The organism is Aeromonas rivipollensis (assembly GCF_037811135.1).
Classification (GTDB): Bacteria; Pseudomonadota; Gammaproteobacteria; order Enterobacterales; family Aeromonadaceae; genus Aeromonas; species Aeromonas rivipollensis.
In genome coordinates this window covers 1,014,813-1,030,556 of the sequence record NZ_CP149130.1, presented here as the reverse complement: position 1 = coordinate 1,030,556, position 15,744 = coordinate 1,014,813, and the positions used below count along the sequence as shown (strand labels likewise).

Sequence of the window (15,744 nt, the reverse complement as noted above, 5' to 3'; positions counted from 1 at the left end):
CAGTCTCTTACCTTGGCTGCTGCGATCGGTCAGGCATAAGCGGCTTCACTTAAGCGATCCGGAGACCAGATCAATTCCACTAGCCCCACAACGAGTTCACGCCGCGTCTGTTGCTGAGTTTTGTCAAATACTTCGGCGGCTTTGAAAGGCAACTGGTTTTGGGTTGCAAACTGCTGAAACTGTGGCTGATGTTCATACGCGCTGGCATCTAGGCTAGCGGCGTAAAAATTCTGTTTGGCGTAGTGCATCCGCTTCTGAGGGAACGGCTTGTCTTGTAGGCTCCGATTAACATCTGCAGGCAATAACAAAAGCGACGCAACATGGTTGCGCCAATCCTGAAACTCTTGCTCGGTGCTGAACAGCTCCTTCAGCGCGTCGTAATCGTCTGCCCAAATGTGCTCGATATCGAATGGGTTCTTAAGAGAGCGATCCACCAATTTATCAAATGTCTCGGTACGCCCCGCTCCGATCTCGGTCGCCTCTGTTAGTCGTGCCAACAGATGGTAAATATAACGGCGACTGAACTGATTGAGTCCCAATCCATCAATACCCGTTCGCCCTTTTGTCTCATAGCCGGAGAATGTCACTTCATCATCCGCCAGTTTCTTTTGGAGAATGGTTACTAATTCTGGTAGTGCTTTGCGCCGGATCTCTCGACACAACAACCACATGGCGTAAGACACGCTGGAGTACCCAACCCGGACGTAATTCACTACTCGACGCATCAACCAAATGTCCAGATAGGTTGCTGTCACTGCCAACTTGCGTTTCACTGTATCGTCATCATCGGTTTCAACTAGCGGAGCGAGCAATACCGTGCTCTGCCAAGTGAAATCATTGTGCGCGTTGTAGTAAACAGCCTTCATACTTGGTGTGTAATTCTTACTGGCGTGCAGGATGTGCCGATAGGCCTTGGCGAAAAACGGGAAGCTCTCAACCATTAGTTTCTGGTTCCCCTGGGACTTACCAAGCCCCATCTGGTCACTATGGTCACGCACCCAACGGTGGAATGCAGAACCAATCAACTCCCAGTCTTTGTCTACTGAGCCAGCCTTACGTTCGCGAATACTCTCGGCATACTGCGCCCGCAACCAGGCTTTAATACAATTGGCATCTCGCTCAGGCTCGTGGCTGCCATCCCAAGAGATTAGCTCCAGTACCTCTCTCTTCCATGTCTGATTAGCTTGCTGTCGCTCTTCCGGTTCTTCAATTGGCGCAAGCAGATAGGCCTTCAACATATCCACCGGACTCAGAGGTTTGCCCCGGTCATTCATCGTTTCAAAGATAGCGTAGGCATAGCTGTCGTTATCCGTCGCGATCTCGATCAAGCCTACCTGGGTCAACAACCAGTAGATGAAATGTGGCAGTGCATCACCCAGATCTGCGATCAGATCGTTCGATTCAATGTCGCCGTAGCGGGCGTACATGGTCTGGATGGACTCATCTTTACCATCCGGATTAAATTCTTGGCCTTCAAACAGCGCCTTGATGACGGGCAGTCGCTCGGGTATGTCGAGGTTAAATTTGGGTTTGCCCAAGTTATCGCTAAAGATAAGCGGGGCAACGGTTCCTCCCACCGATAGTTTCTGTATCTTGGCCGCACGATACAGGCATATGAGCAACAGAGTCAGAGAAGTTACCCGCTGTTGGCCGTCGATTAGATAGTTTTTACCGTTGCGCTTACTGACAATGATGGAACCGAGGAAATATTCGCCATAGCTGCTGACTGCTGTAGTTTCGTCGCCTAGCTTGTAGTGGCTAAAAAATTTAGCCTGCAAGTCAGACAACAGCTCTTCGATATTCTCCTTTTCCCACTTGTACTCACGCTGGTACTCGTCGATGGCAAAAGATTGGCTTTGCAGTAACTGCTGCACACTGCGGTAGTGCGGAGTGATAGTGCTCATGTCAGACGAAACATTCTCAGTAAGTGATTCTACATTATGCTTTTTTTTAGAAGGAATGTCTTGAACGAGCCACTCCAAACGACCCCCACCAAGGAGGTCCCCGGGTAATCTCCCCAAAACTTATTTCCACTTAAACCGACTAGATGGGCCTCATGAGCCGCAGCGCGTCCATGATTGAGCCCAATAAAGCCAAGTTCATGCCGTCATTTGACTCCGTGTACTGCCCTGGGTGTCGGTTTATTTCTACCTGCCTAGCCTGCCACCCTGTTGCAGTTGGCTGGAAATAAACCCGATATAGGCAGATGCCTGTCTGTAGTGGTCAACTATATCCATCCCGCCTGACCATCTCGATACTGTGGTTTTTCACATGGCGTGTTTTGAGGCAGATGAATTAAATAGAAGATGAGGGATTCGCAGAGATGGTTGCCGTATCTACATGATAGAAGGCCCCGCACAGCATACCGTAGATCAAGCGCACCCGGCTATCTGACCCCAGCAACACGCCTAACAGAGCCTCCCCACCTTTCAGATCATCGCTGTGCCAAAAACACCAGAGCGCTGCTTCTACCACATCGAGCCAACTGGCGTGACCGAGTTGATTGCGCGCCTTGCGCCGCCAACTGCCTCGCATCACGGCGCCCGTATTGAGGGACTCAGGCGCCAGGGCGCGGATCTCCATTGCCGTCATAGTGAGTCCATCCAGCTTGGCCTGCTGGCTACCATGGTTTCCCCGCAGTAGTTTGTCGAGCAACAGCGCCAGCCATCGCATGGCATCTTGGCATTCGAGGCTGGCATCCTCCTCCAGTAGAGCGGCAGCACCGGACATCAGTTGCTCTCTCCCCTGGTAGACAGGCAGGTCTGTGCGATCCAGCCGGTTTTGCTCGATATGCATAGCCAACCGTGCCAACCTGCACACTTCAGACTCAGCTCTGGCATGCACTATCTTGGGTAAGCCAATTGCTAACTCTTCCCTTGCGACCACCGTGATGAGCTCGTGAACCTGTTCGGCAGTGGCCAGACAACAAAGTCCTTTGAGCAAGGCAGTATCCTGATAGCAGCTCATAAGCAGGCTCCTTTGGCACAGACTTCAGATGCGAGCAGTATATGTAGCTTGTATACTCATGCCGATACTGGGTACATACACATGTCGCATTTTGGAGCACACATGACACTCAAGGATCTCACCTGGGAGCAGACCCTGCGCTTTCGCCTGCTGGAGATAGTGCTGCAGTGGGAGGGACGGCTGACCACCAATCACCTCTGCACCGCCTTCAACATCGGCCGCCAGCAGGCATCGAGGGACATCAACCTCTACCTCAACGGCTATTCGCCAGAGGGGCTGGTGTATGACAAAAGTTTGAAAGGGTATAAGCCTACCGCCAAGTTCGTGCCCCGCTTTAGCGAGGGCACGGTGGATGAGTACCTGATATTGCTGCACCGGGAGAAACAGCATCAGCGCCAACACGAGGCCGGGGTATTGACCCTCCCGCTGATGGATCTGCGTTACGGCCATATCGAGATCCTGGATGTGCCCAATCGCCATATCGAGCCCGTCATCGTGCGCGGTCTGGTGCAGGCCGCCCGCAGCCAGCTGCGGGTGGATGTGGACTATGTGTCGCTGAGTTCAGAAGAGAGAAGTGGCCGCAATATCGTGCCGCACACCCTGGTCTATGACGGCATTCGCTGGCATGTACGCGCCTACTGCGAGAAGAAGGGAGAATATCTGGACTTCGTGATGAGCCGTTTTCGGGGGGAGCCGGAACTGCTCGATGGCTCAGCCCATGGCCGTGACCAAGACCTTGAATGGAATGCTCAGGTAACCGCCATCGTCACCCCCAATCCCGGCCTGAGTCAGGGACAGCAAGCCATCATCGCCAGTGACTACGCTATGATCGATGGCAAATTGCTGATCGCACAGAGAATTCCATTGATGCACTACGCGCTGGAACGGATACAGGTGAGCTATAACGGCGAACATGAGAACCATCCCCTACTTCACCCGCTGGTGCTGGCTAATCGAGATGAGCTGATCCAGCAAGGCTGTATCTTCAAACTCAAGAGTGCTGATTTACAGGTGCGGCAGGTAGAGTAAGCGATATAACCAATTTTTCCCTGGCATAAACGCTGGGGGATTTGGCAAAGCGCCGATGGTGATAATCCAGCAAAGAGATAAACGTAATCTGCTGCACTCATACTGAGTCCATTTTTATTTTATCACTACACTCTGCAGCAACTGACAAACTTTGACATTCGCCTCTACAAACTCTTCCCAGCTATACAGACCTGAATAATTCATCCGGTATTGCCGTTCCACCCGGCAAATATCTGGCCGGGTTTCATAAATCCAACATTGTTTGCTTGCATCACAGTAGTGTATGCAAGTGCCATCCCCCCGATCCAAGTACCGAGTTTCCTCCGCCAGATGCACATTGCGGCAGCACTGCCCGCATTGAGTACAGGGAAAAGCTGGTAACGTCATAGCTTTGAGGCCAGCCAGTTACGGGTGCTGGCGGCATTCCCCATCTCGAACGGCAGTTCTATACCGCGGGCCAGCACCTGTTGCTGCAACACCACACTACGCTCCAGTTCATCGTTACAGCTTTGCAGTTCGAGGGTAAAGGTCTGCAATTCTTCTACGTCTAGATTGAATTCCAGTTGGGTCAACTCGGCCAGATAACGATCCAGTTCTGCATTGATAGCCTGGAACTGTTTAAGCGTGCCTGCATGTGGCCCCATGGATTCGACGAAGGCCCACAGCTTACGAGCCACACTGCTGTGCAGCAAAAAATAGTTGAGTCCGAGGGTAACAGTGCCTGTTATCAGAGCACTGGCAAAGGCTGCAAGCTCGGCACCGAACGGAAAACTGCATATTGGCAACAGTTGGGCGTAGGCCATGGAGCCTATGGTGGTAGCTGCTCCGACTGACAACAATGAGGTGACCGCCTGGCACAATTCAACGAAGTTGAGCTTGTCGGGATTGAAGGCCAATAACTTGATGGCTTTGACCAATACACCCCAGATCTCACGAATGATCTTAATCGCCATTACATGGGTGGTGGCGAGGATGTTGAATACGGTGGTTGTAAGGCTACCGAGGATGCCTGAAAATACGCCGTCTTTGAATGCAACCAAGAAGGCGTTAAAACGTGCTTTGACTCGTTCCCAGATGCCTTTAAGCGAGGCAGTGATGCTGTCTACAAACGTTTCGAAGCTGAAATTAACTTTGAGCTTGGTCAGCAGGGCTGGCAGTTGTTCGCGTAGTTCAAACCACACCTCTGCCATGACCATTCCGAGCATTTGTCGGGTGCCCATGGCCAAGCCGGCTTTACCTGCGGCGCTGGCGGTTTCGTGGAGAAACTTGCTGCTAGTGTAGTAGGTGTGGTTAATCTGTTGCTCATACGGCGCTCTAGCCTCAGCATCACGTTTACGCATGGCATCAGGATCCACCGACTTGAGTTTTGAGACTTTGATTTCGGTTTTACGGATCGTGTCTTCCAGTTCCCGGGCCTTGTGCTGCTGCTCTGGTGTGTCGCGCTGCAGGGTAGCCAAGCGGGCTCGGTCTTTAGCCAGCTGAGTTTCGTGCTCATTAATCAGACCCGGTAGCCGTTGCAGATACTGGTTGATAGACGAATCTTTTTTCGATTTATTGACGGTTTCGAGGGTGGTTTGCAGGTTGCTACTTTGATTAGCCAGTTCCACCCCATTTAGACCGGCCAGAACACGACCAGGATCGTTATGGATTTCATTTGCACTGATAACGTGGTCGAGGTTGCGCTGCTCGTTCGCGCCCATCATTGTATTGCGATAAGGGTCATGCAAGGTGCCGGCGGATTGCTTGGCTTTATCCCGCTCGCCGGTGGCAATGTAATTAGCGTGCTTATGGTAGAGCTCACTATTGTAATCTTCGCGTTGTTCATAACGCAGCTGTTCATCAGTTGTAGCCCACACGCCATTACGAACATTGTGGATCGTGTTTACATCACCGCCCTTCTGATCTTTAAACAACAAAAAATCCAGTCCAAAACTGGTAACCAAGCTATTGATAACGGTTTTCTCGAGCTCTACAGCCCACGGGAAGTCTTGCGCGGCGGTGTGCATAGTGGCGTCCATGACTATCTAAACAATATCAAGAAGGGGCCTAACGGCCCCGCAAGTAAGTTATGCTGGCTCTATACGAGCCGCACTGGTCTTTGTGCCACTGAGTTGTTCATCCAACTGCTCTGTATTGAGGATCATTGAGCCGTCTTCGTCCGTATCCATCACCGGTACGCCATTCTCGTCTTTCTGGATCTCACCGTTGACATGCTTAACCCGGAATAACGGTGTGGTAATCAGGTCAACGAGAATAGCAGCCAGAGCATAGCCGTTGCCAATTGCACGCATAATGGTATCGCTCAATTGAGCCAACGCCACTTGTGGATCTTGTTTGAGCACCTTAGCTGCTTCAATTTGGCGAGCAACAGCCTTGAGGATGTCGAAGTAGTGGTCAAACTGGGCGAAAACAGTCTTCATCACCTCGATAATTTCGAAAGCATAATCTTCGGTGTTACTGAGCTGTTCCTGAGCCTTTTTAAGTTTCGCAATAGCGCTGCCAACTTGGCTGTTTATTTTATTCGCGTTCTTAATCGCCTCCTCGCCGTGGCTGTTGTATGCCCAGCCAGCAATAGCTAGCACTGGACCAGCCACGGCTGCACCGAGGATCGCGCTGCCTCCAGCCATGCCCAAACCACCAGTGGCAAGAGACCCACCGCCAATGGCTGCCAGAGTAGCGTTGGTAGCGGCGACGCCGGATAACGCAGAAATACTTATACCGGTAGAGGCAGCACCCAGAGCCATGACTCCGCCATAAATGGCAAACCCGGCCGCAGCTCCAGCAGCCCCAGCTCCAGCCGCTGCACCCAACACACCAATGGCTGTATAGCTGTAACCCTCAATTTTCTGTAGTTTGTGCTTGGGAATGCTGATCTCAAGTTTATCCTGACGACCGCTGTTGAGCTTTTGCAGAAGGTCATCGGCCAGTGTTTTGAACTCGTTGAACTGCTGTCCGATCTTTAGTTCTTCCTGCCCCAATACATCAAGGACTTCGTTGGTGGCCTTTTCCTGTATGTCAAACGGTGTTCTTGTTTCCTCGTAACGCCTTTTTGCAGAGTTAACGGTATCGTCTGCTTCAGAGTGTTTCTGGTAGCCGTCATAGCCCTTTTTGGCGCCGTAGGCTGCAGTAGCCAGTGCAGCTGCACCGAGGATAATTGGAATTGGCATGGCAGTATTCCTTTACGAATTTTAATAAAAAATGCATTGCTGAGAGCTGTTGCATAAGCCTTGCTTACTACCTGCACACTCCTCATTCAGCTCAATGAAGGTGAGCAAGTGCATGAACATGCTGTTATTTTTGTTTCGCCATCATACATAAAAATTATGTGGTCTGAACTGGTGTATAAAAACACATGTCACATTTTCAAACAGAAGTTAGCTTGCTAATCCCCCCGGACGGCCCATCCGACCATTACCGTCAGCGAAGGGGGTGAAAGACTACAACAGTTACCCCATCAGACTGGATCAATGGTTAGCTGGTGGCGCCATATGCACTAGCTGTTCACCACGGTAAATCTCGCCCCCGTTACTACGCCAGTTCCCCATCACCACACAACCAGTACATCAATCGCCCATGGGCACTGAGCAAGCCTACAAGTGAAGTGGGCTCCCAGTCTGGCATGGCTTAATAGGCCGCAAAGGCATTGTGGACCTCCTAGATCTCACAGGGAATGCCAGCACCACTTTCCCTTCAATCACCGCAGTGACCTGTTCCAGGCTCAGGGTATTGTGCTCGATGGGGTCAAATCCAATGGCCAGGGATACCTGGATCGTGCGGATCCGGTTCTCCCGACGCAGCATCGGCACTTGAGAACTTTGGGTTGCCCGCCACTGCCCTACCAACTCGGCGATTTCCGCCACCCGGCTCATCATGGCGTGGGTCAGGGCGAATGGAGGGGAATAAGCTGCCATGATGACTCCGAATGATACGATGACAAATGAAGAGCTAGCTTAACAGATTTGGGGGCTAGCACCCCAGACTATCAATACGTACCCTTGTTAATAACAACGGCCTGCTCTCAAACACTCTATTTGGTGCTGCAACCAAAATTACGATTACCGTCTCCGAAAACTTTGCTTCTCTCTTTTGCCATATAGTCAATCCGATCCAAGAACCCTCCAGGGTAATACCCTGACTCAACATCTTTCCTCGTAAGCTCAAACACTCCTTTATCTGCATAGTGAACGAGATGCTGCCCCTCATTAGGATAAAGATTCAGTGCACTACACCAAGCGGTGGTGATCATGCTTCGTAGTGTTGGTCGGTCTAGATCATGGTCTCCCAAATGAAAGAAGGCATCCTTGTTCAAGAGCAAAAGAACATGATAATGGCGCTTTCCTGTTTGGCTGTACTCACGTACCCAAGCATATCGGAGGGTATTGGGATATACCCTTACTCCATTCGCACGTTGACGTTGCTGATACACATCGATCTTCGCTTTGAGCGAGTTGATGAACCTTGCTATTACATTTGGGGAGTTGTCATACAAGCAATCAATAGTATCACCATTATCCAGTATGGCCGGGTCATGCAGATCTACTCGAATTGCAAGCGTTCTCGGATGATCCTTAGTCGCTAATTGGATTACATTCAGGGTTCTCTCCCTGTAGTTTTCGATATGGTTCCCATGATTGGATTGATAGTATTTCATTGGTTTACCCTCAGATTTACAGAGACACGGTAATTACGGCCTGACTCATTAGAGAGATAGGCCACTAGGCAGATAGGTATGCGATTCCTCATGCAGACACATGAGGCTTGTGATTTGAAATGGTTCTAGGTGATACTGAGCGCCAGTAAGCCAACGCATTTCGCTGCTTGATATATCAAGCACGATGACGCTATTGGATGAAATGGAGTTTGGCTGAGCTATATGATCACGACTGGCATTTGCGCACACAGTGGAACATGTATTGATAAGGATAGTATTACCTATCCAACACCTGCGCCTCGTTTGAGACCTTTAGCCATGTGGATCGCGTATCAATAAACAACTCTATAGTTACGCTCGATGCTCATAAAAATATTTCCAGCACCTCTGCTATTGACTTGTACTTTATCAATTAACGAAGAGCCTTCTTAGACTCGATCCATTCTTCTATCTCACTCAGAATCCAAGAAACCGATCGCGGCCCGATTCTAATAGGTAAGGGGAACGTCCCCGCATTCATCTGACGATAAACTGACGCCTTAGAGAGTGATGTCATTACGATGATATCTTTCAGCTTTAGTAGTTTCATGATGAGCTCCTTTACATCCATAGAAGAGAGCTCCCACGTAAATTTTCAGAGAACTGCCGGGTAGGGCGCATCACCAGTTACTAAGTGACCGCTCATCCAGATGGCGTTGAGAGACAAGAGTGAGACAACTATCCCTCAATCTACTTTTCCTCTTATCTGATCCCCTCAGTTCGGTATCATCACTTCATGTTCAAATAGCTATACACCAGCAAGATATCGTCCTATTAGGAACCATCATGCCCCCCCTTCAGACAGACATACCCCAAGGGCATGAAGGTATGGGGAATGCAGTACACATCGCACCACCATCGCCTATCTGCTATAGGCATGGCCACTACGCCAAGTAGGATCAAGGTCAAAAAAATGACAAAAACAAATTGAAAAACATTCATAAAGTGATAGTAGATAATCACAATGCAATCCAAAAAATATCAAGTTTTTACTTAGTAATTTCCTCACTTAAGGGTTTTATTAAATGCCAGAAATAATTGATTTGTTATCTCCATTGAGTAACAAGCTACAAGCAAGAGAGTTGAATTTCATTTGCAATATTTACAATGTAAATATCAACCAAAATAAATATGGCCTTTTACTACTTGATAAATATCAGAAAGACCCTACGAGGATAACAAATAGAGTATCATTCAAACACAACATAATTTCCATGCTCGACGCTGAACATCCGTTGATCGCCATTGCAAAAATTGAATGTATAAACAAATCCTACTTTGATTGGATTGATACCAATAACAACCGTTTATGTAACTATATATGGTCGTACATTAGAATATTTAAATCATCATTACTAACAGATGGGATTACATGTTTAACCGACATTAACAAAGATGACGTAACAAACATAAAAGCTGATGTTAACAATTTCACATTCAGCAACTATCTATACGAATCATTTATGATTGAACTACTACCCAAAAATAATAAAACAAAGAAGGACTGTATTATTTCTTTTTTTGATTTATTAGATGCTACCCCTGAAATTAAAATAAAGATCATCAGTGAAATGAAAAAGAAATGGATTCACTGTAGTGAAAAGAAGGACGTAGTTAAATGGGTAGACAAGAGCAACCAATCATGGGCATGGCATTATATTTACGATGATAATGATCCGGTATGGTACTTTGATAATGGCCAATCGACGGACTTGCAAGATGGTATCATCACCACATTCGATCTCCTCTATGAGATACCAGACAGCAGACAATTACTGCTAAAGAACATGAAATCTGCTTGGTCTCAAAAAGCATATCGAGACAAAAACAATGGAAAAAAGGCGGTAAGCATTGTGCTTCCGGAAGATATTATTAAGATGTTGGATGGTATTTGTGTAAAGACAGATCGAAGAAAAAATGAGGTCATAACTCGACTAATCAGAGAAGAGTACGACAAGCAAAAAAATAGCGGACGATAGTCCGCTTATTTTACTCGTCTTATAAGTTCAACAACATTCCCCATCTCTCTATGCTCTTGGGGATCGTTAGCTATTTCCAGCTCCACCAAGTCCCCCCACGTTTTCCAGAGTATTTTTTTCTTATCATCATGACGAGAGCGATGATATGTCCTGACAAGTTTGTTGAGAGGGAGATGATTCAGGCAAAGCTCGATCACTCGCTCTTCTGCATCCAGCCTTTCCGCCCAATTAGTTGCGGCACTTCGTCTTAGATCGTGAACAGTAAAGGTTTCCATATCCGGTAACGAACGAGCAATCAACCGCCGCAGTGCTCGTGTAATAGAATCGACCAAAATAGGTTCAATCTCTCCTGATTTAGGACGGTCGGATTCAAATATAAAATCACCACTCACATAGCTCGACTGTTCGGCAATGACAGACATCGCTTTTTTTGATAAAAACACTGAGTGTGATTTACCATTTTTGGTTTCCGGTATCGTCCAAACATCATCTTTAATTTGAGAAAGACGCATATTAGCGACTTCACTTCGACGACACCCAGTCAGGATCAGTAATTTAATGGCATTAGCCGCTGGCAGCGATATAGTTGCGTGACGAGAGACCCCACGACCTCCTGTAGCTAAACCACCGCCGCTTCCCATATCCTCATCAATAGCTTTCCACAACCGACGTAATTCCGGCACAGTCAGCCAACGCTCTCTTGGCGACCCAGCACTGGCCCCAAAGTCTTTTGGTCGCAATAACCGAGCCGGGTTGGCCTCAATCAGACAATGCACCACAGCATAGTCGAGCATCTGGTTCAACGTTCCCAATCCCTTACGGGTCTCATCCTTTGTCGCACGCCTGGTTATCTCCAATGCTTGGGCCAAATGCGCACGAGTGAGATCGATCAGACGAATATTGCCTAGCGTCTTCTTCAGATGACGATCCCAGCGTTCCTGATGTCGCTGTAGGGTCAGAGGCTTTACCGATTGGGCAACCTGTTGAGCTTCAAGCCAGCGACCAAGCAGATCGTCCATCGTCAAAGCCGTTTCATTTTTTGTTTTTTCACTGGCGACATGCTTGCGTGGATCGATCCCCTTCTTAACCAGGGAGACCAATTCTGCATGCTCACTTCTCGCTCGGGCCAACGACAATGCTGGATAATTGCCCAGAATGACTGCCGCTTGAGCCCCAGCAATCCGATAGCGATAGACGAATCGCTTACTCTTTCCAGCCCTGACCTCAATAGCCAGCCCGCCCCCATGAGGGGACTTCACCGCATAGCGAGTAATCGAAGCCTCCCCTTGAAGAGCCAGTGAGGGGATCTCACGATCCTGGGTTACCGGTTTTCTCGCCATATCACGCTCCAGCCTGCTATTGGGGTACCACATGGGGTACCACAGCAAACATGATATCCGGTGAGACTTCATGACACTACCAGAAACGAAAAAATCAAAAAATACACTTTAATTACAATAACTTAATTTGTTTACAGGAACCTGATAAAACCTTATGAAACGCTACCAAACTCGTCTCCTAAGGGACAGGCCACTAGTTCGACTCCAGTCGGGAACGCCATATAAAACAAGGGGTTGGTATCGCAAGATGCCAACCCCTTGTGCGTTTCTGCGCCATCCCCCCTCTCATCACAGGTGCAAGATGGCGGGTCCTGGGGGAACAACAACCTGTCGCCACGGGACGGCCCTGGTCGTGCTCATGTCGGCAAGATCACGAAGGGAGCAAGCTCGGGGACGAGGTCACGTCCCCATCAAGCCCATCTAGCGCTCCCCGAATGACTCGCTCAGGGTCTTGCGCAGGGGCTTGAGCAGATAGTCCATCAGGGTGCGATCACCGGTGCGGATATCCACCTGGGCCGTCATCCCCGGCAGCACGTCGATCACCCTGCCCGTCGTGGAGGTCACGGGGTAGCTGGCAGGCTTGATCCGCACGCGATAATAGATATCCATGCCGCGACTGGTCTCTTCCTTGAGGCTGTCAGCACTGACATAGGCCACCTCCCCTTTCACGCCGCCAAAGATGGTGTAGTCAAAGGTGTCGAAACGGATTGTCGCTTCCAGACCCGGCACCACACGGGCAATGTCCGCGGTGCTCACCTTGGCCTCGATCATCAGATCGTCGTCGACCGGGATGATCTGCATCAGCTCCTCCCCGGCCCTGAGCACACCACCCACTGTGGTGACCCGGATGTTCTTGACGATGCCAGGCACCATGGCGGTAAACATGCTGTCTTGCTGCTCTTGCTTGCGCAGGGTCAGGGTCTGCGTGCCCTGTGCTATGTCATCCTCCGCCTTGGCCAGCTCCAGCCTGGCCTCCTCAAGAAACTGGTTGCGCCGGTTCACCAGCCGGGCCTCGGCCTCGTTGAGTCCACGCTGCACCCGCAGCAGCTCGGAGCCGCTGGCATCGCCGTCAGCATAAAGCTGCTCCACCAGACGCAACTCCTTCTGGGCCAGTGACACCGCCACCCGCATGGTTCTTAACTCTTCCCTGAGGCCGGTCTGACGCTGCTTGAACAACGCCTCCTCGACACGGGCCGTCTCGGGAGAACGCGCCAGCAGGTCAGGTGAGAAGGTGAGTCGCTGTTCACCGATGACTTCCGCCCGCAACCGGGTTGCCCTGGCCTCAAGCGCAAACAGGCGAGCCTCCACTTCTCCGACCGATGCCCCCACCCTCGTCTGTTCCAGACGGGCGAGCAACTGACCGGGGGCCACCCTGTCCCCCTCCTTGACCAGCAATTGTTCCAGTACGCCACCATCCACCGACTGGATGATCTGTACCCGGCTGCTGGCAATGACCTCCCCGGTGGCGCGTGCAACTTCGTCTACGCGAAACCATGAGGCCCATACGGCAAAGGTGGCCACCGTCACGAGTGCGGCCATCAACAACCAGCCCTGGCGGCCCCGATGAGAGTTCTGCAACTTGCTGATCCGCGCCTGGGTACGAGCGTCATCGTCTTGAGAGAAACGATCAGACCACATCGAGCCTTCCTCCTTTGCCAATCTGTGAGGATGCCACCGGACGGGCGAGCATCTGTGTCAGCACCCGGTCCGGCGTGCCGTCTTTTACTACCTGCCCCTGCTGCATGACGATGACCCGCGTTGCCAGTCGAGCGGCCGCCATGGGCCTGTGGGTCGCAACGATCAAGATATCCTCGGGTTGCACCGCCTCTTGCAGGGCCGCCCAGACGCGCTGTTCGGATTCGTTGTCGAGGGCCGCCGTAGGCTCGTCCAGCAGCCACACCCTTGGCTGATTGATCAGCACCCGTGCTAGGGCGACCAGCTGCCTCTGGCCGCCAGACAACCCCTCTCCCCCCTCGCTGATGGCGAGATCCATGCCCTGGGGGCTGGATGCCGCAATGCCGTCGATGCCGAGCTCGCGGGTGATCTGCAGCAGGCGAGAGTCGCTGGTCACGCCGGTCAAGGCCAGGTTGCTGCGCAGCGTCCCCTTGAACAGTTGCACGGCCTGCGGCAGATAACCCACCTGGCTGGCCACCAACTGGGGATCGATTTCCCACAGATCGGCGTCTCCCAGGCGGATACGTCCCTCGCCGGGGCAATAGAGCCCAGCAAGCATTTTCAGCAGCGTCGACTTGCCACACCCAATCGGCCCCACCAGCAATACCCGCTCACCGGACTTGAACTGCAGGCGCTCGATGTCGAGCTGACAGATGGGCGATTCGGGGTAAGCGAAACGCACGCGCTCCAGGGCAACCTCTTTGGGGAGTTCGTCCGGCAGCAACAGTTGCTGCTCCGGGCGCCGATCCCGCGACAGGGACAAGACCTGATGCACCATCTGCAATGCCTGCCTGACTTGCTGCCACTGGGCGAGATACTGGACACTCTGGGCGATGGGGGCGATCACCCGTCCACCCAGGATGCTGCACGCGATCATCCCCCCCATCGTCAGGAGGCCAGCCTCGATCTGCCACACCCCGACAACCACGGCGGCCACATAGGCCAGGGTCGACAGGCTGCTGGTGCTCACGCTGGACAAACTGCTGACAGCCTTTTGCTGGATGTTGTAGCCATCGATGCTCGCCGTCACGTTTTGCCACTCCTGTGCAAAATGCCAGCCGGCATTGTTGGCGCGAATCGTCTCTGCGCCCCGGATCGTGTCTACCAGCAGCCCCTGGCGCTCGTTGCTGCGCAGCATCTGCTGCGCCAGCAAGGCACGAAGGCGCCACTGGCTGACATAGCCCAGCAGCAAGGCCACTGGCAGCAACAGGGTATACACCCAGCCCACCGCGCCGCCGATGATGGCGATGAACGCCAGAAACAGGGCAGCAAAGGGCAGATCCACCAGCGCGAACACCACGCCGGCACTGAAGAACTGCCTTACCGCATCCAGCCCGCCCACCTGGGCCGCCAGGGTACCCAGGCTGCGCGGCTGCTGATCCAGGCGCAGATGCAGCACATGCTCAAAGACCTGTTGTGAAACACGCTTGTCGACCGCGCAGGAGAGACTGTCCAGGATCCTGGCCCGGGTGATCTTCAGCAACCAGTCCAGCAGGATGATCAACATCATGCCGGTCACCAGGGTGGTCAGGGTCGAATAGGCCAGTGTGGGTACCACACGGTCGTAGACCTGCATGGCGAAAATGGAGGTGCCGACCGCCAGCAGATTCACCAGCACTGTGGCCACCATGACTTTCCACAGCCAGCCACGCTCACGAAACAGTTCACGCCAGACCAGGCGCGTCGCCAAGTTGCCAGACAATACGCTGTCGGCCTCTGTGCTTCTGCGGGTCGGCGCCCGCAGCCAGACCACCAGGGCATCCTGCAGCTCGGCATCATCAACGCCACGGTGCTCCCCGGCGGCGTTGATCAAGGTCAGGCGGCCGACTGCATCACGCTCGGCCAACAACCACTCGCCCCCCGTCCAGACCAACGCTGGCAAGCGGCGCTGGTCGAGGCGACGCCAGGGCAGTTGCACGGGCGTGAGATTCTTCAATCCGGCCTGGATCAGTAGCTGCCTCAGCCACTGTGCGGGCCCGAGGGCGGCGGCTGAATGCGCTGTTTGAGCACATGCCTGCTGCAACGCTTGGCTGTCGCAAGGGATCTGCAAGGACACCAACAACTG

The 15,744-nt window shown here is 51.8% G+C and carries 11 protein-coding genes; 2 read left to right on the top strand and 9 right to left on the bottom strand.

Annotated features, from left to right (window positions below):
- Positions 1-29: 29 nt before the first annotated feature.
- Positions 30-1,904, bottom strand: coding sequence for a DUF262 domain-containing protein (locus WIR04_RS04800; RefSeq protein WP_338890882.1), 1,875 nt, complete (start codon positions 1,902-1,904; stop codon positions 30-32).
- A 391-nt stretch (positions 1,905-2,295) separates the two neighbouring features.
- Positions 2,296-2,967, bottom strand: a complete 672-nt coding sequence (locus WIR04_RS04795) for an ADP-ribosylglycohydrolase (protein ID WP_338890880.1) — start codon at positions 2,965-2,967, stop codon at positions 2,296-2,298.
- Between the two features lie 102 nt (positions 2,968-3,069).
- Between WIR04_RS04795 and WIR04_RS04790 the strand changes: the two genes are divergently transcribed.
- Complete coding sequence (locus WIR04_RS04790; protein WP_338890878.1) at positions 3,070-3,996, top strand: WYL domain-containing protein; 927 nt, start codon at positions 3,070-3,072, stop codon at positions 3,994-3,996.
- Between the two features lie 383 nt (positions 3,997-4,379).
- Here WIR04_RS04790 and WIR04_RS04785 read toward each other — a convergent pair whose 3' ends face one another.
- From WIR04_RS04785 to WIR04_RS04770, 4 genes are all read right to left on the bottom strand, one after another.
- Positions 4,380-6,002, bottom strand: a complete 1,623-nt coding sequence (locus tag WIR04_RS04785) for a hypothetical protein (protein WP_338890876.1) — start codon at positions 6,000-6,002, stop codon at positions 4,380-4,382.
- A gap of 60 nt (positions 6,003-6,062) precedes the next feature.
- Entirely contained in the window at positions 6,063-7,163 is a 1,101-nt protein-coding gene (locus WIR04_RS04780) for a hypothetical protein (protein ID WP_338890874.1), read from the bottom strand.
- A gap of 860 nt (positions 7,164-8,023) precedes the next feature.
- The gene (locus WIR04_RS04775) at positions 8,024-8,647 is read right to left on the bottom strand and encodes an inovirus Gp2 family protein (protein ID WP_338890872.1); all 624 of its coding nucleotides are present in this window, start codon (positions 8,645-8,647) and stop codon (positions 8,024-8,026) included.
- A gap of 412 nt (positions 8,648-9,059) precedes the next feature.
- Positions 9,060-9,203, bottom strand: a complete 144-nt coding sequence (locus tag WIR04_RS04770) for a helix-turn-helix transcriptional regulator (protein ID WP_235698756.1) — start codon at positions 9,201-9,203, stop codon at positions 9,060-9,062.
- Between the two features lie 508 nt (positions 9,204-9,711).
- Here WIR04_RS04770 and WIR04_RS04765 point away from each other — a divergent pair.
- Positions 9,712-10,665 carry a hypothetical protein gene (locus WIR04_RS04765; RefSeq protein WP_338890870.1) on the top strand — a complete coding sequence of 318 codons (954 nt, stop codon included), beginning with the start codon at positions 9,712-9,714 and terminating at the stop codon, positions 10,663-10,665.
- A 5-nt stretch (positions 10,666-10,670) separates the two neighbouring features.
- Here the strand turns inward: WIR04_RS04765 and WIR04_RS04760 are convergent, their stop codons facing one another.
- The 3 genes from WIR04_RS04760 to WIR04_RS04750 form a co-directional block, all read right to left on the bottom strand.
- Positions 10,671-12,005, bottom strand: a complete 1,335-nt coding sequence (locus tag WIR04_RS04760; protein WP_338890868.1) for a tyrosine-type recombinase/integrase — start codon at positions 12,003-12,005, stop codon at positions 10,671-10,673.
- A 420-nt stretch (positions 12,006-12,425) separates the two neighbouring features.
- Entirely contained in the window at positions 12,426-13,643 is a 1,218-nt protein-coding gene (locus WIR04_RS04755; protein ID WP_025328013.1) for an HlyD family efflux transporter periplasmic adaptor subunit, read from the bottom strand.
- A complete protein-coding gene (locus WIR04_RS04750) occupies positions 13,633-15,615 on the bottom strand; it encodes an ATP-binding cassette domain-containing protein (RefSeq protein ID WP_338890865.1) in 1,983 nt (660 codons plus the stop codon). Before WIR04_RS04750 ends, WIR04_RS04755 begins: the two co-directional genes overlap by 11 nt.
- Positions 15,616-15,744 lie beyond the last annotated feature (129 nt).